At 67.7% G+C, this 21,113-nt stretch carries 22 protein-coding genes and 1 riboswitch; of the genes, 9 read left to right on the top strand and 13 right to left on the bottom strand.

The features are described 5' to 3' along the window. Nucleotides 1-338 precede the first annotated feature (338 nt). Entirely contained in the window at nucleotides 339-761 is a 423-nt protein-coding gene (locus tag ACFTSF_RS07540) for a nucleoside deaminase (RefSeq protein ID WP_380153062.1), read from the bottom strand. Continuing rightward, nucleotides 758-1,594 carry an LLM class flavin-dependent oxidoreductase gene (locus ACFTSF_RS07535; protein WP_380153061.1) on the bottom strand — a complete coding sequence of 279 codons (837 nt, stop codon included), beginning with the start codon at nucleotides 1,592-1,594 and terminating at the stop codon, nucleotides 758-760. Before ACFTSF_RS07535 ends, ACFTSF_RS07540 begins: the two co-directional genes overlap by 4 nt. A 93-nt stretch (nucleotides 1,595-1,687) precedes the next feature. Here ACFTSF_RS07535 and ACFTSF_RS07530 point away from each other — a divergent pair, with 93 nt between their 5' ends. Further along, complete coding sequence (locus ACFTSF_RS07530) at nucleotides 1,688-2,149, top strand: Lrp/AsnC family transcriptional regulator (RefSeq protein ID WP_344156532.1); 462 nt, start codon at nucleotides 1,688-1,690, stop codon at nucleotides 2,147-2,149. On the opposite strand, the gene ACFTSF_RS07525 is transcribed toward ACFTSF_RS07530, so the two are convergent. Together ACFTSF_RS07525 and ACFTSF_RS07520 are read right to left on the bottom strand one after the other, a co-directional pair. Further along, on the bottom strand, nucleotides 2,134-2,583 hold the full coding sequence (locus tag ACFTSF_RS07525) for a hypothetical protein (RefSeq protein ID WP_380153060.1): 450 nt from the start codon (nucleotides 2,581-2,583) through the stop codon (nucleotides 2,134-2,136). The genes ACFTSF_RS07530 and ACFTSF_RS07525 overlap by 16 nt on opposite strands. 83 nt (nucleotides 2,584-2,666) lie before the next feature. Then, complete coding sequence (locus ACFTSF_RS07520; RefSeq protein ID WP_380153059.1) at nucleotides 2,667-3,635, bottom strand: LLM class flavin-dependent oxidoreductase; 969 nt, start codon at nucleotides 3,633-3,635, stop codon at nucleotides 2,667-2,669. 117 nt (nucleotides 3,636-3,752) lie between these two features. Between ACFTSF_RS07520 and ACFTSF_RS07515 the strand changes: the two genes are divergently transcribed. The 3 genes from ACFTSF_RS07515 (at nucleotide 3,753) to ACFTSF_RS07505 (ending at nucleotide 7,228) form a co-directional block, all read left to right on the top strand. Beyond that, nucleotides 3,753-4,871 carry a mandelate racemase/muconate lactonizing enzyme family protein gene (locus ACFTSF_RS07515; RefSeq protein ID WP_380153058.1) on the top strand — a complete coding sequence of 373 codons (1,119 nt, stop codon included), beginning with the start codon at nucleotides 3,753-3,755 and terminating at the stop codon, nucleotides 4,869-4,871. Nucleotides 4,872-4,879: 8 nt separating this feature from the next. Next, the gene (locus ACFTSF_RS07510; RefSeq protein WP_380153057.1) at nucleotides 4,880-5,836 is read left to right on the top strand and encodes a dihydrodipicolinate synthase family protein; all 957 of its coding nucleotides are present in this window, start codon (nucleotides 4,880-4,882) and stop codon (nucleotides 5,834-5,836) included. A gap of 168 nt (nucleotides 5,837-6,004) precedes the next feature. After that, nucleotides 6,005-7,228: a hypothetical protein gene (locus ACFTSF_RS07505; protein ID WP_380153056.1), complete on the top strand. Its 1,224-nt coding sequence runs from the start codon at nucleotides 6,005-6,007 to the stop codon at nucleotides 7,226-7,228. A 54-nt stretch (nucleotides 7,229-7,282) separates the two neighbouring features. Here ACFTSF_RS07505 and ACFTSF_RS07500 read toward each other — a convergent pair whose 3' ends face one another. From ACFTSF_RS07500 to ACFTSF_RS07475, 6 genes are all read right to left on the bottom strand, one after another. After that, nucleotides 7,283-8,281, bottom strand: coding sequence for an alcohol dehydrogenase catalytic domain-containing protein (locus tag ACFTSF_RS07500; RefSeq protein ID WP_380153055.1), 999 nt, complete (start codon nucleotides 8,279-8,281; stop codon nucleotides 7,283-7,285). A 56-nt stretch (nucleotides 8,282-8,337) separates the two neighbouring features. Continuing rightward, a complete protein-coding gene (locus ACFTSF_RS07495; RefSeq protein ID WP_344156512.1) occupies nucleotides 8,338-8,613 on the bottom strand; it encodes a ubiquitin-like small modifier protein 1 in 276 nt (91 codons plus the stop codon). Further along, on the bottom strand, nucleotides 8,610-9,875 hold the full coding sequence (gene thrC / locus ACFTSF_RS07490) for a threonine synthase (protein WP_344156509.1): 1,266 nt from the start codon (nucleotides 9,873-9,875) through the stop codon (nucleotides 8,610-8,612). The genes ACFTSF_RS07495 and thrC overlap by 4 nt, the downstream gene beginning before the upstream one ends. A gap of 13 nt (nucleotides 9,876-9,888) precedes the next feature. Beyond that, nucleotides 9,889-10,032: riboswitch (SAM riboswitch) on the bottom strand. A gap of 64 nt (nucleotides 10,033-10,096) precedes the next feature. Beyond that, nucleotides 10,097-11,320, bottom strand: coding sequence for a cation:proton antiporter (locus tag ACFTSF_RS07485; protein WP_380153054.1), 1,224 nt, complete (start codon nucleotides 11,318-11,320; stop codon nucleotides 10,097-10,099). A 19-nt stretch (nucleotides 11,321-11,339) separates the two neighbouring features. After that, nucleotides 11,340-12,272, bottom strand: a complete 933-nt coding sequence (locus ACFTSF_RS07480) for a DNA-3-methyladenine glycosylase family protein (RefSeq protein WP_380153087.1) — start codon at nucleotides 12,270-12,272, stop codon at nucleotides 11,340-11,342. Nucleotides 12,273-12,310: 38 nt separating this feature from the next. Then, nucleotides 12,311-13,474: a Fic family protein gene (locus ACFTSF_RS07475; protein WP_380153053.1), complete on the bottom strand. Its 1,164-nt coding sequence runs from the start codon at nucleotides 13,472-13,474 to the stop codon at nucleotides 12,311-12,313. Between the two features lie 103 nt (nucleotides 13,475-13,577). Here ACFTSF_RS07475 and ACFTSF_RS07470 point away from each other — a divergent pair, with 103 nt between their 5' ends. Continuing rightward, nucleotides 13,578-14,054, top strand: a complete 477-nt coding sequence (locus ACFTSF_RS07470) for a hypothetical protein (RefSeq protein ID WP_380153052.1) — start codon at nucleotides 13,578-13,580, stop codon at nucleotides 14,052-14,054. Here the strand turns inward: ACFTSF_RS07470 and otsB are convergent. Genes otsB through ACFTSF_RS07455 form a run of 3 tightly spaced genes read right to left on the bottom strand, consistent with a single transcriptional unit; the run spans nucleotide 14,011 to nucleotide 15,757 of the window. After that, a complete protein-coding gene (otsB, locus tag ACFTSF_RS07465; RefSeq protein ID WP_380153051.1) occupies nucleotides 14,011-14,844 on the bottom strand; it encodes a trehalose-phosphatase in 834 nt (277 codons plus the stop codon). The genes ACFTSF_RS07470 and otsB overlap by 44 nt on opposite strands. Continuing rightward, entirely contained in the window at nucleotides 14,841-15,446 is a 606-nt protein-coding gene (locus tag ACFTSF_RS07460) for a LytR C-terminal domain-containing protein (protein ID WP_380153050.1), read from the bottom strand. Before ACFTSF_RS07460 ends, otsB begins: the two co-directional genes overlap by 4 nt. A 2-nt stretch (nucleotides 15,447-15,448) precedes the next feature. After that, nucleotides 15,449-15,757: a DUF3263 domain-containing protein gene (locus ACFTSF_RS07455; RefSeq protein ID WP_344156492.1), complete on the bottom strand. Its 309-nt coding sequence runs from the start codon at nucleotides 15,755-15,757 to the stop codon at nucleotides 15,449-15,451. 147 nt (nucleotides 15,758-15,904) lie between these two features. Here ACFTSF_RS07455 and ACFTSF_RS07450 point away from each other — a divergent pair, with 147 nt between their 5' ends. The 4 genes from ACFTSF_RS07450 to ACFTSF_RS07435 are packed head-to-tail and all read left to right on the top strand — an operon-like array spanning nucleotide 15,905 to nucleotide 21,111. Beyond that, entirely contained in the window at nucleotides 15,905-17,308 is a 1,404-nt protein-coding gene (locus ACFTSF_RS07450; protein ID WP_380153049.1) for an amidase, read from the top strand. Further along, complete coding sequence (locus tag ACFTSF_RS07445; protein ID WP_380153048.1) at nucleotides 17,299-18,297, top strand: Gfo/Idh/MocA family protein; 999 nt, start codon at nucleotides 17,299-17,301, stop codon at nucleotides 18,295-18,297. The genes ACFTSF_RS07450 and ACFTSF_RS07445 overlap by 10 nt, the downstream gene beginning before the upstream one ends. Before the next feature lie 8 nt (nucleotides 18,298-18,305). Beyond that, the gene (locus ACFTSF_RS07440) at nucleotides 18,306-19,703 is read left to right on the top strand and encodes a trehalose-6-phosphate synthase (protein WP_344156483.1); all 1,398 of its coding nucleotides are present in this window, start codon (nucleotides 18,306-18,308) and stop codon (nucleotides 19,701-19,703) included. Continuing rightward, entirely contained in the window at nucleotides 19,690-21,111 is a 1,422-nt protein-coding gene (locus tag ACFTSF_RS07435) for an FGGY family carbohydrate kinase (RefSeq protein WP_380153047.1), read from the top strand. The genes ACFTSF_RS07440 and ACFTSF_RS07435 overlap by 14 nt, the downstream gene beginning before the upstream one ends. Nucleotides 21,112-21,113 lie beyond the last annotated feature (2 nt).

The raw sequence follows: 21,113 nt of genomic DNA, 5'->3' as shown, positions 1-21,113 counted from the left end.
AGTACATGCCGTCGCCACCCTCACCGCGCCGGGCGCAACCCCCAGATCGCGCGACACCTCCTGTCCTTCGGCAGATCGGCTTTGCCGCGGCCACCCCACCCCATCACCACAGCTACTTCTTGGCGCGACCAGCGAAGGCGGATCCACCAGAGCCCCGCGCCGAAGGCGCAAAAGATATCCGCCGCCGAAGGCGGTGTCCTTCTGGCCTTCGGCGGATCGGCTTCGCCCGGCCATCGACAACCTCACCACAGCTGCATCTTCGCGCGACCACCGAGGGCGGATCCACCGGAGGCGCCAATAGGAGAGTCGCCGCCGGAGGTGGTGACCTTTGGGTGGGGTTAGTTGTAGTAGCCGTCGACGGGGAGGCGGGCTTCTTCGAAGAGGTTGGGGCCGGATTGGGGGACGGCGGGGAAGTTGCCGGTGGGTTTCAGGGTGCCTAGTTGGTCGCCGGAGAGGGCGTAGACGACGTTGCCCAGGCCGGAGCGGGCTAGGGCGCCGGCGCACATGCCGCAGGGTTCGCAGCTGGTGTACATGGTGGTGGCGGCTGCTACGTCGGCGGGGAGTTCGCGGGCGGCCCAGACGGCTAGTTTCAGTTCGGGGTGGTGGCTGATGTCGGATTCGGTGATGGTGGTGTTCTGGGCTTCGGCGAGGACCGTGCCGTCGGGGCCTACGAGGAGCGAACCGAAGGGTGGGTTGCCGGCTTCGCGGGCGGCTGCGGCCAAGGCGATGGCTCGGCGGAGGAAGGTTTCGGACGAGGTCATGTCAGTTCCTGTCGGAGGGTGGCCAGGGCTTGCCACGCGGTTTCGGGGTGTTCGGTCTCGGCGGGATCGCCGTGGAAGGGATCGAGTACGACGCTCGTAGCACCAAGCTCACGCAGTACGGCGAAATCGGCGAGCACCTGGTCGATCGAACCCTCACCGGCCACCCGGGACTCCTCGGGCAACGGTGACGCGGTGAGCCGGAGCAGGATCCGCGGCGCGAACGCGGGTACCGGCCGACCCTCGGCCGCTGCGATCTCGGCCAGCTGTTCGGTTGCCGTGCGCAACCAGTCGATGCGGTTCCGGAGCGGATGCCAGGCATCACCCAACAGCACGGTACGACGCATCGCCGCCGTACTGCGGCCGCCGACCCACAACGGGATGTGCCCGGCACCGTAGTCGGCGGTGTCGGCCCAGGCCGAGCGCAAAGTGGTCAGCAACGAATCCGTCGCCCGGCCACGTCGCGCGTGCTCAGCACCGAGCGCCTCGAACTCCTGCTGCGCCCACCCGGCACCGACCCCGAGCACCAATCGACCACCACTCAATTGAGCAAGATTGGCCGCCATCCGCGCCACCAGCAACGGATGCCGGTACCCCGCGATCAGAACCGTCGTACCAAGCCGCACCCGCGAAGTGATCCCCGCAAGCCAGCTCAACGTGGTGAACGGCTCGTAGAACGGCGCCGGATACTGCTCCGCCACATCGGGCGTGATCACCACATGGTCCGACACCATCAACAGGTCGTACCCGAGCCCTTCAACCACTTGAGCCCACTCACGCAATCGATCCGGATTCGTACCGGGCCCGAAATTCGGGACGTTCACGCCGATTTCCACTCCGCCAGGCTATCCAGGCAACAGCCCACTTCTGAAGAGACTTCTCCCGGCAAAACCAACACTGGACCACGAATTCCCCGGTAGATTACCGATATGACCGAGACTCTCGATGCGATCGACTGGGCGGTGCTGACCGAGCTGCAGACCGACGCCCGGCTGTCACTCAGCGAGCTGGGCCGCCGCGTCAACCTGAGCGCGTCGGCAACGACAGAGCGCGTACGGCGGCTGGAGTCGCTCGGCGTCATCACCGGCTACCGCGCGGACGTCGACCTGGCGAAGGTCGGCTACCCCGTGCTGGCCGTCGTACGGCTGAAGTATCCCGGCAACAAGCACGAGCCGCTCAAGCGCCTGCTCGCCGAGCGCAGCGAGTTCCTCGAATGCCTGCGCACCACCGGCGACGACTGCTACACCCTCAAAGTCGCCGCCGCTTCCATGCCGCACTTGGAAGAGCTCGTCAACCAGCTCACCGAGTTCGGCAGCACCACGACCAACATCGTCTACTCCCAGACCCAGCCGTACCGCGGTCCTCGGCAACAGGCTCAGCGGCTCCAGTAATAGAACTGGTGCAGCTGCAGCGAGGTGTCGATGATGAACAGGTACTGACTGCTCAACGTTTCGGCGTCGATATCCGCCTGAAGCATCACGGCTGCACCATCGCCAACGAGTCCGAGCTGATAGGTGTAGAAGGTCTCACCAAGTCGCCGAGCCACCGCCGCGGCAACCGCATCTATAGCGGACTGCCGATCGCCATATCCGACCGGCGCCGGCGGGACGAAGACCGAGATCGGCTCACTCCACCCCGCAGCTGCCGACGGCGTCACCGCACCGAGCCGGCCGGACCACGGCGCCAGCGTCCGGCCGATCCGCGCGACGGTGTTCATCGACCGATGGACCGGCGTCGCCGTCCCTTCGTCGAACAGCATGATCGGCCGCGCACCCGGCGACTCAATCGTCCGGAAGCGGTCTGACAGGTCGGTGATCTCGAGCATCCTGGCTACCCCTTCGACGACAAGCCATCAGTCCAGCACCACTCAACCCCACCCCGAACCCCGCGTCAGCAACCTGCCAGAGCTCAGCCGTTCAGATCACCGAAGGCCTCAATGGCGCGCAGTGCGTCAGTCTGGGACATCCCGGGCGGCTGGATGCGCAGGATGATGCCGTCAGCACCCATCTCCTCGTAGTGGGCGATCCGCTCAGCGCACTCCGCGGACGAGCCGATGACGCTGCGGTCCGCGATGTCATCCCAGCCCTGGGTGTAGCGGCTGGCATCGGCGGAAGTCCGCTTCCAGCCGGTATAGGCGTCGTACAGATCCCGCAATGGCTCCTCCAACGCCTTACGAGCCTCCTGCGACGTCGGAGCAGCGAAACCCTCCCGGCAGAGGATCGTCTCCGCACCGAGCGTGCCCTCGCCTCGCGGATACCCCTGGTACTCCGCGATCTTCGCCGCCAGGTCGGCATCCAGCTCATTGAACGACGTCGTCCACCCGTCACACGTCCGCGCAGTCCGCTCCAGTACGGCGGACACTCGCCCACCGTTCCACAGTCGGGGCCGCGGCGATTGCACCGGCCGCGGCGACAGGTACGCGTCCTGCAGACTGGTGAAACGGCCCTCGTATGTCACCGACTCCGACGTCCATAACCGGGTGACGATCTCCAGGCACTCCTCGAACCGCGCAACCCGCTCGCGCTGCGTCACGCCGTACAGGGCGAACTCCTCCGGCCGGTACCCGAGCACGAACCCGGCTGTGACCCGGCCGCCGGATAGAACATCCAGGTGCGCAAGCGTCTCAGCCAGTACGACGGGCTGGTACAGCGGCGCCACGATCCCCGCGGTAGCGATCCCGATCGTCGACGTGTGGGCGGCCAGCCAGGTCAGCGAGGTGAGGATCTCGTGGTACCCAGGACGGTGCAGATGCCGCTCACCGAGCACCACCCACTCGAACCCGGCCTGCTCGGCCAGCCGTGCCTGCTCGACCGCATCGGCCAGTTGCGGGCGCTCGCCGTCGGTGCCGTACAGGTTGAGATACAGACCCAGCCGCATCAGGGTGCCACCTTCCGTTGACAGAGAGCACTCAGGGTATTTACGGTCTTGACCGTAAGTCCTTTTGCGTCGGAATGCGACCCCTAACCGCCTGATGGTGTCCCTAAGGAGCCGACCATGACTGTTCTATCGCACCCGGTGGGCCTCCCGGCCGGTACCGGATCGGCCCCGATCAGCGCGATCCGGACGCGAGTGGTCAGGGCGCCGTACCGCCGTCCGTTCCAAATCAGCAGTGGGATCAGCACGGATCTGATCAGTCTGGTGGTCGAGATCCACACTGCCGACGGCGCGGTCGGAATCGGCGAGACGTCCCCGATGACGGCGTACACCGGGGAGACCCTGGCCGGTGTCACCGCCGCGATCGAGGAGCACCTTGCGCCCGCCCTGATCGGCCGGGACCCGCTCGACCGGGCCGGTGCGCATGTAGTCATGGACGGCGTCCTCCGCGGCCAGCACGTGGCCAAGTCCGGCCTCGACATCGCCCTGTACGACCTGGCCGGCCGTCTGTGTGGTTGGCCGGTGCATGCGCTGCTCGGCGGCAGCATCCGGAGTCGGGTGCAGACTGCCTGGGTAGTCGGCCTCGGGACGCTCGACGAGATGGCTGCCGAGGCCGCTGAGTACTCCGCGCGCGGCTTCCAGCATCTGAAGGTCAAAGGCGGCCATGACCCGGCCAAAGACCTCGAACTGGTCCGTGCGGTTCGTGCGGCGATCCCAGCGGACACCGAGCTGTGTCTGGACGCCAACGAGGGGTACGACGCGACTACGTCGTTGCCCTACCTGGCGAAGATGACGGCGGCCGGTCTGAGCCTGCTGGAGCAGCCGCTCCCCCGCTGGGACCTGGCGGGGATGGTTCGGCTGCGGGAGCGACTCGACGTCCGGGTGATGGCCGACGAGAGCATGCACTCGTTGCACGATGCCCTGGAGATCGTACGGCGCGGGGCGGCCGACGTACTGAACATCAAGATCCTGAAGGTCGGCGGACTGCACCGGGCGCTGCAGATCGCCAATCTGGCCGAGGCTGCGGGTCTGGCGGTGAAGATAGGCTCGATGCCGGAGCTGGGCGTCGCCACGCTGGCCGCAGTCCACCTGGCCGCCGCCGTACCGGGTGCAACCGTTGCGGCCGACCTGGTGGGGCCGCTGCTGGTCGAGGAGGACCCGCTGGCTCCGAGTGTGTTTGCCGACTGCAAAGGCTGGATCGACGTACCCACCCGACCTGGCCTCGGCCACGACGTCTGAGAGGTCCCATGCATCCCCTCGTCGAGCAACTGCGCGGCACAGTCCTCCCTGCGGTCTTCACACCGATGGACAGCAACGGAGTCATCGCGTACGACGTTCTGGCCGCGTACGTCGGTGCTATCGCGGCCCAGGAGATCGGTGGGATCGCGGTGTGGGCCCACACCGGCCGTGGGCTGTACCTGAGTGCCGCCGACCGCACCAAGGTGTTGGAAACGTGGCGGCAGGCCACTACGGCCCCGATCGTGGCCGGAGTCGGCGTACCGCGGTCGGAGTCCCCGCAGAGCCTGCAGGACGCCGCAGATCTGACTGTGGCGATGTCCCTGCAGGCAGCGGACGCCGGTGCGGACGCAGTGATGGTCTATCCGCTCGCTCGGCTGGCGGAGTCGCCGGATGGGCATGAGCAGGCCGTGAAGCTGCACGAGCGAGTCGCTACGGAGAGCGGGCTGCCGCTGGTCGGTTTCTACCTGCATGGCGAGGCAGGTGGGTATCCGTACCCGCCAGAGCTCATCCGAGACCTGTTGAGCCTCGATGCGATGCTCGGGGTCAAGACAGCGACGCTGGACCGGGCGATCGGCACGCAGGACGCCATCTGGGCCGGGCGGGACACCGGCAAGCTGCTGATCACGGGTGAGGACCGCATGTACGGTCCGTCGTTCATGTGGGGTGCAGATACGGCCCTGGTCGGTATTGCATCAGCACAGGTCGAGCTGTCGGTCGCCGTACTGCGGGCTTGGCGGGCCGGCGATCACAGTGCGTTCCTGGCCGCTTCCGAGCGGCTGGACCGGTTCGCGGCAGCCACGTTCTACGCACCGATCGAGGGCTACGTGCAGCGGATGATCTGGGCGGCCGTGTGGGAGGGCCTGATCCCGGAGGAGGCCGCGCACGACCCCTATGGCCCGGAGCTGCCCAGCAGCGAGCGCGACCTGGTGATCCGCACGCTTGAGGAGCTGCAGTCCGACAAGTGAGGTGGCGCGCTCCCTCCATCGCTCCACCACACCTCGTCCGCAGCCGGCCGGCAATCGCCTCGCAGCAATTATGGTCTTGACCGAAACTAAGAGACTCTGCTTCGATCGTCAAGAGTTCGGCCGGGCTGCATTACAGTGCATGACAGTGCACGGCATGGGGGTGTGGTGATGGCAGTCGTGGTCGGCGTTGTCGGTCCGGAGGACGTCGTGCAGCGCGTGATCGCGACCGGTCCGCCGACCGGAGCCACCCTGCAACCCCTGTCGTACCGGCACGAGACCGAGACGATCGAGCTCGTCGTACAGTCCCAGGAGAAGCTCGACGCCCTCCTCTTCACCGGCATCGTCCCGTACACGATCGCCACCGAAGCCGGCGTCGTCGACCGCCCGGCCATGTACGTCTCGTACGACGGCGCCACGCTCCTGCGCGCCTTGGTCGAGCTGCTCCGGCTCGGTCACAACGTCACCCAGTTCTCGATCGACACGCTCCGGCGCAGTGAGGTCCTGGAGACGCTGATCGAGGCCAAACTCCCGACCGATCAGATCCAGGTGCTCCCGTACCGGCCCGGTCTGACTTCGGACGACATCGTCACCTTCCACCGCAGCGCCCGCGACAAGCACGACACCAAGATCGCGATCAGCTGCCTGGGTTCGGCCTTCCACCTGCTCGAGAACGAGATGCCCTCGGTCCGGCTGGTCCCGTCGCGCTACTCGATCCGCTCGACCCTGCAGGCCCTCGTCCTCACCACCAGCGGCCAACACGTCGGCGACGCCCAGGTCGCCCTCGGCATCGTCGACCTCCCCGAACCCGACGACGCCCTGGCCGGCGACCTCATCACCCTCGGTGGCAGCCTCGCTCTGCTCCCCGACGGCCGCCACCTGGTCGTCACCACCCGCGGACTGCTCGAGCAGGCGACCGAACAGTTCACCCGCATGCCGCTACTCGACCACCTCGCCGCGCGACACAGCACGGCGTACGTCGGCTTCGGCATCGGCCGCACTGCCGCAGAAGCAGAAGCCCTGGCCCGCCGCGCCGTCGGTCGCGCCGGCTCGATCGGTACCGTGGCCGGCGTCGTCTCGATGTCCGACGACGTCGAGATCGTGCTCGAACCCTCCGGCGATCAGCCCACCATCCCCCGCGGCGCCGAAAGCCTCCCCCTGCTGGCCCGCCGCGTAGGCCTCAACCCGGCAACCCTCGCCCGCATGCGCGAACTAACCGCCAAGAACCCCGACGGCCTCACCACCCAAGACGTAGCCGACCACCTGGCAGTCCAACTCCGAACCGCCAGACGCGTCCTCAAACGCCTAGAACGAGCCGGCCTGGCCGACCCCATCGCCACCCAACAACACGGCCGAACCGGCCGCCCGCCCACCATCTACGCCATCCGCCTCTAACCGCCACCCGCCCCCGCCGCCCCTCCTGACCCCAAACGCGAGACGGGGCGTGGGCTAGGGGGTGATGACGGTGACGCCGGCGGGGGTGCCGTTGGTGAGGGCGGCCAGGGCGGCTGGGGTTTCGTCGAGGGTGATGGTGCGGGTGATCAGGGCGGCGGGGTTTAGGTTGCCTTGGGCAACTTGATCGAGCATTTCGGGGTAGGCGTGGGCGGGCATGCCGTGGCTGCCCAGCCATTGGAGTTCCTGGCCGATCAGCCGACTGACATCGAGCTGTACGCCGGACGGCAGCAGCCCGATCTGGACATGCCGACCGCGTGGTCGGAGTACCCGGAGGGCCTGCTGCACGAGGTCGTTCGAGCCAAGCGCGTCGAACGTGACGTGAGCGGTCAGGTCGACTCCGACGGTCGTGGTCAACGTTTCGGCGGCACCGTACTCGACGGCCAACTGAAGCGCGGCCGGGTTCGTGTCGACCGCGACCACCCGCGCACCCGCGGCGGCAGCGATCATCACGGCCGACAGTCCGACCCCGCCGCAGCCGTAGACCACCACGGTCTCGCCGGGCTCGACCTTACCCACCTGCCGAACAGCCCGGTACGACGTCGCAAACCGGCAACCCAGCCCAGCCGCCGTACCGAAGTCGAGCTCGTCCGGCAGCCGCACCAGATTCACCTGCGCGTACGGAATCGCGACGTACTCGGCGAACGAACCCCAGTAGTTGAACCCCGGCTGCAGCTGATTCGGGCACACCTGCTGATTGCCCGCAGCGCACTCCGCACACGAACCACAAGCGCAGATGAACGGCGTCGTCACCCGATCCCCGACCTGCCACCCCTCGACCTCGGCCCCGACAGCCGCTATCGTCCCGGCCAACTCATGCCCAGGCACGTGCGGCAGCACGATGTCCGAGTCGTGCCCCATCCACCCATGCCAGTCACTCCGGCACAGCCCAGTCGCCTCCACCTTCAGCACCACAGCCCCCGCAGCCACCTCCGGCTCCGGAACCTCCCGCACCTCGGGCACCACGCCGTACTTCTCAATCACCACAGCACGCATGGCGTCACCCTACGCAGTGGTGGTTCCGGACGAACGCCCGGAACCACCGCGGAAACTCAGCCGCCGGCTACGGCGGGGATGATCGAGACCTGGCCGCCGTCCTTGATCGCGGTCTGCAGGCCGTCGGCGAAGCGGACGTCGTCGTCGTCGACGTAGACGTTGACGAAGCGGCGCAGTTCGCCGGACTCGTCGAGGACGCGGGACTTGATGCCCGGGTACGACGTGTCGAGCGACTCCAGCACCTCGGTCAGCGTCGCGCCCTCGGCGGACACCTCGGAGACGCCCTGGGTGTAGGGCCGGAGGATGGTCGGGACGCGAACACTCACACTCACTGCAGGCCTGCCTTCACGAAGGCGTCGTACGACGCGGGGATGGTCACCTTCGGGCCGACCCGGTCGGCCACGGCGTCGAGCGTCTTGAGCCCGTCGCCGGAGTTGATGATCACCGTCTCGGCGTCGGGGTCGAGCTGACCGGTCTCGATCAGCTTCTTCAGGGTCGCGACGGTCACCCCGCCGGCGGTCTCGGTGAAGATGCCCTCGGTGCGGGCGAGCAACTGGATGCCGTCGACGACTTCCTCGTCGGAGACATCCTCGATCACACCACCGGTACGGCGGGCGACGTCGAGCACGTACGGTCCGTCGGCCGGGTTACCGATGGCGAGCGACTTCGCGATCGTGTCCGGCTTGACCGGCTTCACGACGTCGTACCCGTCGCGGAAGGCCTGGGCGACCGGCGAGCAGCCGGTGGCCTGGGCGCCGTAGATCTTGTAGTCGGTCGCGTCGACCAGCCCGAGCTTGCCGAGCTCGGTGAAGCCCTTGTCGATCTTGGTCAGCTGCGAACCGGACGCGACCGGGATCACGACCTGCTGCGGGATCCGCCAGCCGAGTTGCTCGGCGATCTCGAAGGCCAGCGTCTTGGAACCCTCGGAGTAGTACGGGCGGACGTTGACGTTGACGAACGCCCAGCCGTCCTCCTCACCGGCGATCTCGGAGGCCAGCTTGTTGACGTCGTCGTAGTTACCGTCGACGGCCACCAGGGTCCCGCCGTACACGGCCGTGGTGATGATCTTGGGCCGCTCGAGGTCCTTCGGGATGAAGACGACCGAGCGGATCCCGGCGCGGGCGGCGGCCGCGGCGACGGCGTTGGCCAGGTTGCCGGTGGAGGGACAGGCGAAGACCTTCATGCCCAGCTCGCGGGTGGCGCTCAACGCGCTCGCCACGACCCGGTCCTTGAAGGAGTGGGTCGGGTTGCCGGAGTCGTCCTTCACCCAGAGCTTGCGCAGCCCGAGCTCGCGGGCCAGGTTCTGTGCGTCGATGAGCCGGGTGTAGCCGGGCTCGGTGTTCGGGAAGCTGGCCACGTCGACGGGGACGGGCAGCAGTGGCTGGTAGCGCCAGATGTTCTTGGGGCCGGCCTCGATCTGTTCGCGGGTGATGGTCGGGAACTCGTACCCGACCTCGAGCGGACCGAAGCACTCCATACAGGCGTAGAACGGGCCGAGCGGCGACTTCGCCCCACAGGCGCGACAGCTCAGGTGCGTACCGTTGCCGAAGGCACCTTCACGGATGGTGTGGGTAGCGGCGGTGGCCAGGCTCATGAGTGAGGTTCCCCTCTCATCTTCCCCGCGGCACCGGATCTCGATGGCGGGACGGATTTGGCACCGTTCCACCGTGAGTGGCCCCAGGGCGGGGTCTCGACGGGGAGGGTTGCCGGGACTTCAACGGGCCGTTTCCCTCAGTCCCTCTGGATGAGCTGCCCCGAGGTTACCCAATCGAGGCCGGATCACACCCTCCGACTTCCAGCATGCGAGACGCCGTCTCACGTACGGCGCTCCAGGAAACGCATCACCGGAGTGGCCGCGACGCCGTGCAGGACGACACTCAGAATGATCGTGAACCCCAGCGTCGCCCACAGCCAGGGCAGCTCCGCACGGAAGTGCATCCCGACCGCCGCGAGGTAGTAGATCGAGGACACGCCACGCACCCCGAACGCCGCTGTAGCCCACGCTTCGGTCCGGCTCAGCCCGCTTCTGACAAGCGACAACCGACCAACAATCGGCCGTACGACGAGCACCAGCAGCACGCCGATCAGCACACCGGACCAGGTGAGCGGCTCGAGCAGTCCGGCGGTCACGGCGACTCCGAGAAGCAGCAGGACACCCCAGGTCAGAATGTGTTCGAGCTCACCGATGAAATCGTGCAACTCGTTGTGGAAGTCGTGGCTGCGCTCGGCCGCTCGCAAGGTGAGGGCCGCCACGAAGACCGCGATGAACCCGTACCCATGGAGTACTTCGGTGAGCCCGTAAACGCCGAGCGTCATGGCCAGCGCGAGAACAGGCTCCCGCGAATCCGCCAGCCGCAGACTGTGCGCCCGGGCCGAGAACGTCATCCGGCCCAGCAACCACCCGGCCCCGAAACCGACCGCGACCCCGATCACCACCTTGCCGATCACGTCCCAGGCGACCCACTCGACCGGCGCGAAACTCTTGGTGGCGAGAAGGACCGCGAGATAGACGAACGGCGCCGCGAGCCCGTCGTTCAGGCCCGCCTCGGAGGTGAGCGCGAACCGTACCTCGTCGTCCTCGTCGACCTCGGCGCCTTCACCGGTGGTCGGCCCGCCGACCTGCACATCCGAGGCCAGTACCGGGTCGGTGGGCGCCAGCACCGCAGCGATCAGCAGCGCGGTGGCCGGTGCGAGGCCGAGCAACCAGCCCACGCCGGTCAACGCCGCGACCCCCGCGGGCATCGCGATGAAGAGCAGCCGCCACGTCACACCCCAATGCAGGAGGCTGATCGGCCGGTCGATCGCCAGACCGACACCCATCAGCGCGATGATCACCGTCAGCTCGGCCAGGTGCTTGGTGAGCTCCGGTTCGGCGATCGGGCTGAGCTGCGCCCGGTCCACGACCAGGCCGAGCAGCATTCCGCCGGCGAGGAACGCGATCGGCGCAGAAACGGCGTACCGGGAGAGCAGTCGCGGCAGCACTGCGCCGAGCAGGAGGGCGAGGCCCGCGACCAGGTACAGCCCGTCCCCATTGATCACCCCCGTCTAGTGCCCCGCGCTACCGCAGACGATGCGTTGCGCCTGGGGTGTGCGTCGGCAGCGCCTTCCGCGGGCCGTAGCGCGGGTGGCCGATCCCGGCCAGCTCCAGCAACCGCTGCACGCGGAACCGATGACCGCGGTACGGCTCGATCAGCTCGGCACACCCGTCGTCGTCGAGCTCCTCGCCGATCAACGCGTACGACACGTTGCGGGACACGTGATAGTCCGCGAACGAGAACGCATCCGCGTCACCATGCGCACGCTGCCGCACCTCGGCCGCCGTCCACACCCCGACCCCGGGCAACGACCGCAGCCGCCGCTCGATCTCGGCCGAGTCGGTCAGCTCCAGCGTCCGCTCCAGCGCCTTCGCCCGGGTCGCCGCCGTCACCACGACCCGCGACCGCCGCCCCTCCACGCCCGCCCGCAACCACTGCCAGGACGGAATCAGCCGCCACTCCTCCGGCGCCGGCGGCACCATCATCCGCCGCCCCTCCGGCCCACCCGGCCCCGGCGCAGGCTCGCCGTACACAGTCAGCAGCTGCCGCCACCCCCGGAACGCTTCCTTCCCCGTCACCACCTGCTCGATCCCCGCGGCCGCCATCGCCTCGAACACCGCCCGAGTCCGCGGCACCCGCAGATGCGGAAACCGCCGCGCCGCCTCCACCAACACCGGATGCACCGCCAACGGCACGAACCCCTCCCAACTGTCCGCCTCCCCCAGCAACTCCGGCACCCCGTCCAGCGCCCACTCCGCCCCAGCCCCCCAAGCCTCCGCCTCAACCTCCAACTGCCGCGGCGTCAGCCGCAACAACACCGGCCCCTCAGGAGTCCGAGTAGCCCGCCAAACAGTCCGCCCGTCATACACGTACGCCGGATCCCCCGGCCCCTTCCGCAAACCACCGATGACCGAGTGCGGATCCACCACCCGCCCCGGCCGCCAAACCCGCATCATCGAACCCACCCGCCAAGTCTTACCCACCCCACCGACAACTAGCGGACCGGCGTCGGGACGGTCGCCAGGCGCTCACGCATCCACGGGTAGGGATCCTCCAACGACTCCCGCGTGGCGAGGACGGTCTGCACGAGGTCGGCGAGCCGGGCGCCCATCACGTAATGCCTGCCCTTGGTCTCGCCGATCGGATGCAGAAGCTTGAGGTCGACCAACTTGCTCAGGTCACGACTCGCCGTACGCTCCTCGATCTCGGCCCGCCGGACATACGTCGAGCGCCGGATGCGGAAACCGAGTGAGGCATCGAACAGCTCGTCGGCGACCCGGTCTGCCAGCCCATACCGTTCGATCAGCTCGTCGAAAGCCAGCCAGAGCTTGCCCGCCTCGCGATATCGCCGGCGTACGGTCTGTGCCTGGATGTGATGCGCGCGCAGATTGAACTTGATCCACAGCGCCGCCGACCGCTCAGGGCGCCAAGCACCGGCGCCGGTCGCGGCCAGCACCCGGTAGTAGTCCTCGGTGTTGCTGCCAAGCCACTCCTCGATGCTCGAGAAGGCCGGCTCCCCGATACCACCGCGGGAAAGTACGAGTGTCTGCAGCGCTCGCGCCATCCGCCCGTTGCCGTCACGGAACGGATGGATCATCACCAGATTCAGATGCGCCATCGCAGCGCCGATCAGGGGATCCACCGTGCGATCCGTCGCCAACTCATCCGTCAGCTCCGCCACCAGAGCCGGCACCTGATCGGCAGGTGGCCCTTCGTAGACGTTCTCGCCAGTGGCCTCGTCATGCACGTACACCGCACCTTGCCGATAGCTACCGGGGCTCTTCGTCAGGTCATGGCTGAGCATCATGAAGTGCATCCCCCGCACCGCGGACACATCGATCCGGAAGTCCGCATCCTGTGCCATCGCCAGCACATACCCGAGCGCCTGCCGATAGCCGCGAATCTCAGCGAAGGTGCGCTCGTCGGCACTCAGTGCCTCCTCGTCGTCCAGTGCCGCCGCCGCGTCGTCCAGCTTCACCTCGTAGCCCTCAATGCTGTTCGAGCCCTGGATAGCCCTGGCCAGCATGCTGCGCCGCAGTCCGCCGGCCCAGCGTCGCGGCACCCGCAGCACGTCGGCGAGTTCGGCCCGGAGCGCGTAGATCCGCTCCAGAACCGGCTGGTCCTCGAGATCTGGCTCGGGCGTCTGGTAGAGGCTCATCTCACCCTGTCCTAATGTCACTATTCTTAGGACATCCTATCGTGGATGTCTCAAGAATCGCGACATAGAGACATCGAGGCGACCGCATCCGATACTGAGCCGTATGACTGGGTGGCAGTGGGTGAAGTTGGTGGGGAACTTTGTCAATCTGTCCACGCTGGCCGGGTTCGTGGTGGCGAGGATCGGGCGGGCTCGGGTGACGCGGGGGCCGCGGGGGTTGTTCTTTGCCAACGGGTACCGGGTGGGGTTTCCGGTGGCGGGGGCGTTCACGATCGGGAACGTGGTGCTGAGCAAGCATGAGGTGTCGTACTTCGCGGACGAGCTGCTGGTGAAGCATGAGGAGCGGCACTCGTGGCAGTACTTCTGCTTGCTGGGGTTGCCGATGTTGCCCTTGTACGTCGTGGGCGTGGTCGTCTCGTGGTTGCTGACCGGGGATCCGGCGTCGCGGAATCCGTTCGAGCGGATGGCCAGTCTGAAGGACGGCGGTTATGTGGAGCGGCCGGTGCAGCCGATCGGGCGGACGGTGGCGCAGGCGGTCAGCGCGCTGCGATCGCGTCCGAAAGGGCGGTCAGGACGGTAACCACACCGGTGGGGTCGTCGACGACGATGTCGGCGGCTTCGATCAGCTCGGTGGCGCCGGAGGAGCGAGTGGCGAGCAGTACGGCGTTCAGACCGGTTCTGCGGCCTTCTTCGACTGCTCGGAACGCGGCCAGGTCGCCAAGGTCGTCACCCGCGTAGAGGATCGACTGTGCGCCGGTCGACTCGAGTAGGCGGCGCAGGGCGACGCCCTTGTCGATTCCGGGTGGGCGGAGCTCCAGAACCAGGTTGCCGGGCTCAAGGCGGAGCTGGGTCGCATCGGCCAACTCGGTGAGCGGCGTACGGAGTCGGGCGAACGCACCGGCCGGATCGGTCACGCGGCGCGTGTGGACGGCCAGAGAGCTCTCTTTGTCCTCCACGAAGGCATCTGGCACACCGGCGACGCTCAGGAGCTCAGGAAGCCGCTCACGCGCCACAGCGACACCCGGCGGGACCGGGTCGCTGGTGATCTTGCCGGTGGACGCCTCCCACTGCTCCAGGCCGTAGTGACCCAGTACGACGAGGCTGCCGAGCCCCGGGTGTCCCGTGACGCCGGTCAGCTCCGTGGCGACCAGTGCGGGTCGACCGGTCACGATGGCCACCTGGCACACCGAGCGGGCCAGCCGGGCCAGTGCGTCGAGTGCACCGTCGACAGGACGTGCCCTGGCCGGGTCCTCGACCAACGGGGACAGGACGCCGTCGAAATCAGTAGCGATCACCGCACTGGCCGGGTCGGCGACGATCGCCTGCCAGCCTGCGTGACCGAGGTCGGTCTGGATGACCGGCGTACTCATCCGGTGTAGTCCGAGGTCAGGATCACCGTCAGGCGGTCCTTCTTCATGTTGTCCAGCGCCGGCTTGGTCCGCCCGATACCCAGGTCGCGGGCGAGCTGGTTGGCCGCCTGCACCATCCCCGGCGGGTAGTAGACCGTCGTCTCGACGATCTTGCCGTGCCAGTTGTCCACACCGGACACCGTCCAGCCGGACTGCCGCGCACGCCCGGCGATCTGCTCGGCGAAGCCCTTGCGCGGGGTGTTGTTGTAGATCTCAGCAGCCGGGCGCGCAGCCGTCGGAATCGTCGTCGGCTTGGTAGCCGGCGGCTGCGTGGGCTCAGTCTTGGGCGGCGCAGTGGTCGGCACGGTCGTCGGTGCGGTCGTCGGCGCGGTCGTCGGCGCCGTGGTGGGCTTCCGGGGCGGCACGCTGGCCACGATGGTCGACGGTCCACCGGACGGCTTGGCCGACGGCTTCGGCGAGCTGCTGCCCTTCGGCTCGTCGGCAGTGCTGTCGTGCCCACGCGTACCGAACAGCACGAGCAGGCCGCCGACCACAGCAACGACGGCAACCACAGCGACCAGGGACGAGAGCACCTGGCCCTTGTCGCCCTTGGGGCGGGACATCGTCAGACCTCGATACCCAGTCGACGTGCGGAGCGGGCGCGCTGGCGGGCGGCGCGCAGCCGGCGCAGGCGCTTCACCAGGAGCGGGTCGTGCGCCAGGGCCTCGGGGCGGTCGATCAGCGCGTTCAGAACCTGGTAGTACCGGGTGGCGGACATCTGGAACTGGTCCCGGATCGCCTGCTCCTTGGCACCGGCGTACTTCCACCAGTGGCGCTCGAAAGCGAGGATCTGCCCGTCCCGATCGGAAAGGCCGGCAACCACTGGCATCGCGGCTTCGGCGGGCTCGGAAGAGCTGGCGTTGGCGCTGTCCATCTGCTGCTGACTCCTGTGCGGTCGGTGATCGTCCGTCCGCGCTCCACTGTACGTGCCGAACAACAGCAATGTCATTCACCGGTGGAACGACACGGAGCGTGTCGTACGCGGGCGGCCGGGCAGGGGTAACTCTGGCAGGATCAGAGGGTGAGCTCAACTCTTTCCAGCCAGGCGCTGGTGGAAGAGCTGCAGGCCAGGAGCCGTGAGGTGGACCCGCTGGTCAACGCCATCTGCACGCCCAACCCCGCCGCTCTCACCGACGCCGTTCAGCTCGACACGGAGCGTGACCAAGGTCGCGTCCGTGGTCCGCTGCACGGCGTCCCCGTGCTGGTCAAGGACAACATCGACACGGCCGACCTGCTGACCACGGCCGGGTCACTGGCGCTGGCCGAGCAGCCACCGCCCCCGCAGGACGCACCCCTGGTACGGCGGCTGCGCGCGGCCGGCTGCGTGATCCTCGGCAAGACCAACCTGAGCGAGTGGGCGAACTTCCGCGGCTCGTCGTCCTCCTCCGGCTGGAGCGCGTACGGCGGTCTGACGCGGAACCCGTATGCGCTCAACCGCTCGGCCGGCGGCTCCTCAAGTGGTTCCGGCGTCGCTGTGGCCGCCGGGCTCGCCGATTTCGCCATCGGGACCGAAACCAACGGTTCGATCGTCTGTCCGGCCGCTCTGAACGGCATAGTCGGTCTGAAGCCCACAGTGGGTCTGGTTCCGCAGCAGGGCATCGTGCCGATCTCGCACTCGCAGGACACCGCCGGGCCGATGACTAGGACGGTCAGGCAGTCCGCAGCCCTGCTCAGCGTGCTCACCGGCGGTGGGACCGACTACACCGAGCACTGTCGCGGTGACGACCTCAGCGACGTGCGCATCGGCGTACCGCGCGGTCCCCTCTGGGGCTACTCGCTCGGCCTGGACCAGGTGATCGAGCAGGCTCTGGAGACGCTCAGCCGCTGCGGTGCCACGCTGGTCGACCGCCTGTCGCTCCCGTCACCCGGTGGCGACGAGGACCAGCTCCAGGTGCTCGCACACGAGATGAAGGTCGACATGGCGGCGTACCTCGCCACCCGCGTCGCTGGCGGGCCCAAAACCCTGGACGACCTCATTGCGTACAACCGCGACCATGCGGACGTGGAGCTCAAGTGGTTCGGCCAGGAGCTGTTCGAACGCGCCGCAGCGACCGAAGGGCTCGACTCGCCCGCGTACGTCTCCGCCCGGCTCACAGCGCTCCGCGCGGGTCGCGACGGCATCGACGACCTGCTCAGGGACAACCAACTGGACGCTCTGGTCAGCCCGTCGTACTCACCGGCCTGGAGTATCGACCTGGTGAACGGTGACAACGTGCTGGGCGGTTCGTCCTCACATGCCGCGCTGGCGGGCTATCCGCTGCTCTCGGTGCCCGCCGGGCTGGTCTCCGGGCTGCCCGTCGGCATCACGTTCAGCGGGACCGGTGGGAGTGACGCCACGCTCATTCGCTTGGCTCACGCGTTCGAAACCGCAAGAATCAAGGCAGATGGACCGTTCCCGACACCGGAGTTCAGACCGTGGGTGTAGATCGCGTCAACTGGGGCATCGTTGCTACTGGCAACATCTCGACGTCGTTCACCCATGACTTGAAGCTGCTGGACGGTGCGGTCGCGACCGCGGTCGCCTCCCGTTCGCAGGACAGCGCCGACCGGTTCGCCGCCGAACACGGCATCGAGCACGCGTACGACGACTACCGCCGGCTGATCGACTCCGGCACCGTCGACGTGATCTACATCGGCACTCCGCATCCGCAGCACTACGTGATCGCCCGCACTGCGTTGCAGGCCGGGATCGCAGTGCTGTGTGAGAAGCCGGTGACGCTCACTGCGGCGCAGGCGCGCGATCTGGTCGCCGTAGCCACCGAGAACAAGACTCTGTTCGCAGAGGCCATGTGGATGCGCACCAATCCGGTCATCGAGGCCCTGTTCGCAGATCTGGCCACCGGAGTGATCGGTGAGCCGCAGCAGGTCGTTGCGGACTTCGCGTTCCACAAGCCCTCGCTGCCCGCACGGCTGCTGGACCCAGCGCTGGGCGGCGGGTCGCTGATGGACGGCGGCATCTACCCCATGACGTTCGCCTACATGGCCCTGGGCCGCCCTGCCGAGGTGAAGGCGGTGGCGTCACTCAACGAGGACAACATCGACCTGAACGTCGCCATGGCCTGGCGCTACGACTCCGGAGCCGTCGCAGCCCTCACCTGCGGCCTGAGGTCGCAGAACCCGTGGGTGGCCTCGGTGAGTGGCCCAGAGGGCAGCCTGCAACTGCCGCACCGGTTCCACCACCCGGAGTACTACGTCCGACACACCGCCGCCGGGGCGGAGCGGATCGACGTACCGACGCATGGGCTTGGGTACCACTACGAAGCCACCGCTGTGATGCGTGCGCTCCGTGACGGGCACATCGAAGTGCCGTCGCTGCCGCACGCCGGAACACTCGAGATCCTCGAACTGCTCGACGAGACGCGGAGCCAGATCGGGGTCCATTACCCCGGTGACGACGACGACCTGACTGGATGAGCAAACACATGCCCGACGGACGAAGTTCCTTCGTAGTGGTAGCCAACCGGCTACCTGTCGACCGAATCGAGATGCCCGACGGCAGTACGGCGTGGCGCCGTAGCCCAGGCGGTCTGGTCACCGCACTGCACCCGGTGATGCAGGCTCATGAAGGCGCGTGGATCGGCTGGACCGGTAGCGCCGACGAGAAGGTGGACCCGTTCGACAACGACGGGATGCACCTGGTCCCGGTGATGCTCACGGCCGAGGACGTTGAGCTGTACTACGAAGGCTTCTCGAATGCGACGCTCTGGCCGCTCTACCACGATGTGATCGTCGCACCGGAGTTCCACCGCGAGTGGTGGGAGTCGTACGTCGCTGTGAACCGCCGGTTCGCGGAGGCCGCGGCGGATGCGGCCGACGAGGGCGCCGACGTCTGGGTGCACGACTACCAGCTGCAGCTGGTGCCCGCGATGCTGCGCAGGCTGCGTCCGGACGTCCGGATCGGGTTCTTTCTGCACATCCCGTTCCCGCCCACCGAGCTGTTCGCCCAGATGCCATGGCGTCGGCAGATCCTCGACGGACTGATGGGTGCGGACCTGGTCGGTTTCCAGCGTCCTGGCGCCGCATCCAACTTCGCCCGGCTCGCCCGCAACCGGATGGGCCTGCGCACGCGTGGCGACCGGATCCACCTGCCGGACGACCGGGTTGTGCGTGCCAAAGCGTTCCCGATCTCGATCGACGTCGGTGAGCTGGAGGACCTGGCCCGCAAGCCGGAGACCGAGCAGCGGGCGCGGGAGATCCGCGACGAGGTCGGCAACCCGGCGCACATCCTGCTCGGCGTCGACCGACTCGACTACACCAAGGGCATCCGCCAGCGCATGCGTGCGTTCGGCGAGCTCCTGGACGAGAAGCGGATCTCCGTCGACGAGGCGGTCTTCGTGCAGGTCGCGACACCGTCCCGGGAGCGCGTGGAGCAGTACCGCGTGCTGCGCGACGAGATCGAGCTCCTGGTCGGCCGGATCAACGGTGAGCACGGGCGGATCGGCACACCGGCCATCAACTACCTGCACACGTCGTACTCGCGGACCGAGATGGCTGCGCTGTTCCGGGCCGCGGATGTCGCTGTGGTGACGCCGCTGCGCGACGGGATGAACCTGGTCGCGAAGGAGTACGTCGCAACCCGGTACGACGACACCGGCGCGCTGGTGCTCAGTGAGTTCGCCGGTGCGGCCGACGAGTTCCGTCAGGCCTTCCTGGTGAACCCGCACGACATCAACGGCATGAAGGACACCATCGTCGACGCCATGAACACCGACGACCGCCAGCTCGGCCGCCGGATGAAGGCGATGCGCAAGCACCTGGCAGCCCACGACGTGAACCTGTGGGCCGCCACCTTCCTCAAGGCCCTCCATGACGAGGACTGACGGCCGACTCCTCGCACTAGACCTCGGTACGTCGTCCGCCCGCGCACTGGTCCTGTCCGCAGCTGATGCGTCACCGGTCCCGGGCGCACTGGCACGGCACAAGATCACTCCGACGTACGGCGGTGATGGGTCCGCGGTCCTCGACCTGCACGAGTATGTCGAGGGTCTGCTGGGCTGTCTGGATGAGCTACAACAGGGCGGGCACCTCGAAGCGATCGAGGCGATCGTCCTGTCCACACAGTGGCATTCGGTCGTCGCCCTGGACAGTCAGGGCGACGCTCTGACTCCAGTGATCACCTGGGCGGACACCCGGTCAGTAGACCTCGACCTGGGGTCGTCGTTCGACGAGCAAGCGTTCCACGCCCGCACCGGCAGTTGGCTGCACCGGCTCTACTGGACGCGCCGCATCCCTTGGCTGCTAAGCGAAACGAGCCCCGCCAGCTTCGCTGGTCTCCCTGACCTGGTGATCGAGCGACTGACCGGCGAGCGCGTCACTTCGGTCTCGGTCGCATCTGGCACCGGCACGCTCAACCTCGCCACCGGTGAGTACGACGAAGAGGCCCTCACGATCGCTGGTGTGAAGGCGGACGTCCTGCCGCCGATCGTGCCCACCGGGTGGACCGGTCAGCTGTCGGTCGAATACGCACGACGCTGGCCCGGACTGGTCGGCGTACCGGTGCATCCGCCGACCGGAGACGGCGCTGCGTCGAATGTCGGCACCGGTGCGTACGACTCGTCCACTGCAGCAGTCACAGTCGGTACGTCGGCCGCCGTGCGCGTCGTGCACCCGATCGACAACGCACCCGAGCTCCCGTGGGACCTCTGGCGATACCGGGTCGACGACAAGCGCGCAGTCACCGGTATGGCGTTCTCAGCCGCCGGAAACATGCATGCGTGGCTCACCGGCCTGCTGCGACTCGAACTCGACGAACCGACCACTGTGCAGATCGGTGAGTCGCGGGTGATCGCCGTACCGTTCCAGGCCGGAACCAGGCCGCCTGCGACCGTGCCTGGTGGCTCCGGCGTGTACTTCGGCCTGTCCTTCGACGACACCGCCGAAACGCTGCTCGCTGCTTCCCTGCAAGGGATTTCGCTCGAGGTGGACCGCGGACTGCGCAAGCTGGACGCCCTGTTCGGGCACGAGCTGTCCGTCGTACTTGGTGGCGGCGGTATCGATGCCTCGGCCTGGTGGCGGCGCTGTCTCACCGCGACCTTTGCCCGCCCCACCGACGTCTGCGCCGAACCAGAGGTCGGCTGCCGCGGTGCCGCCGCCGTGGCCCTGGGTCTCTCTCCAGAACCCGGCGGCGAACACCTCACCCCCAACCCCGCGGACGTGGACCGCGTAGCCGCTTTGCGCCCCCGCTATGAACAGCTCCGCGACATGGCCGTCCAGGCGTCGGCTCTCTGACG

Origin of the sequence: Kribbella sp. NPDC056951 (assembly GCF_042674205.1) — a bacterium.
GTDB classification, from domain to species: Bacteria; Actinomycetota; Actinomycetes; order Propionibacteriales; family Kribbellaceae; genus Kribbella; species Kribbella yunnanensis.
This window is presented reverse-complemented; position numbering and strand designations above follow the sequence as displayed.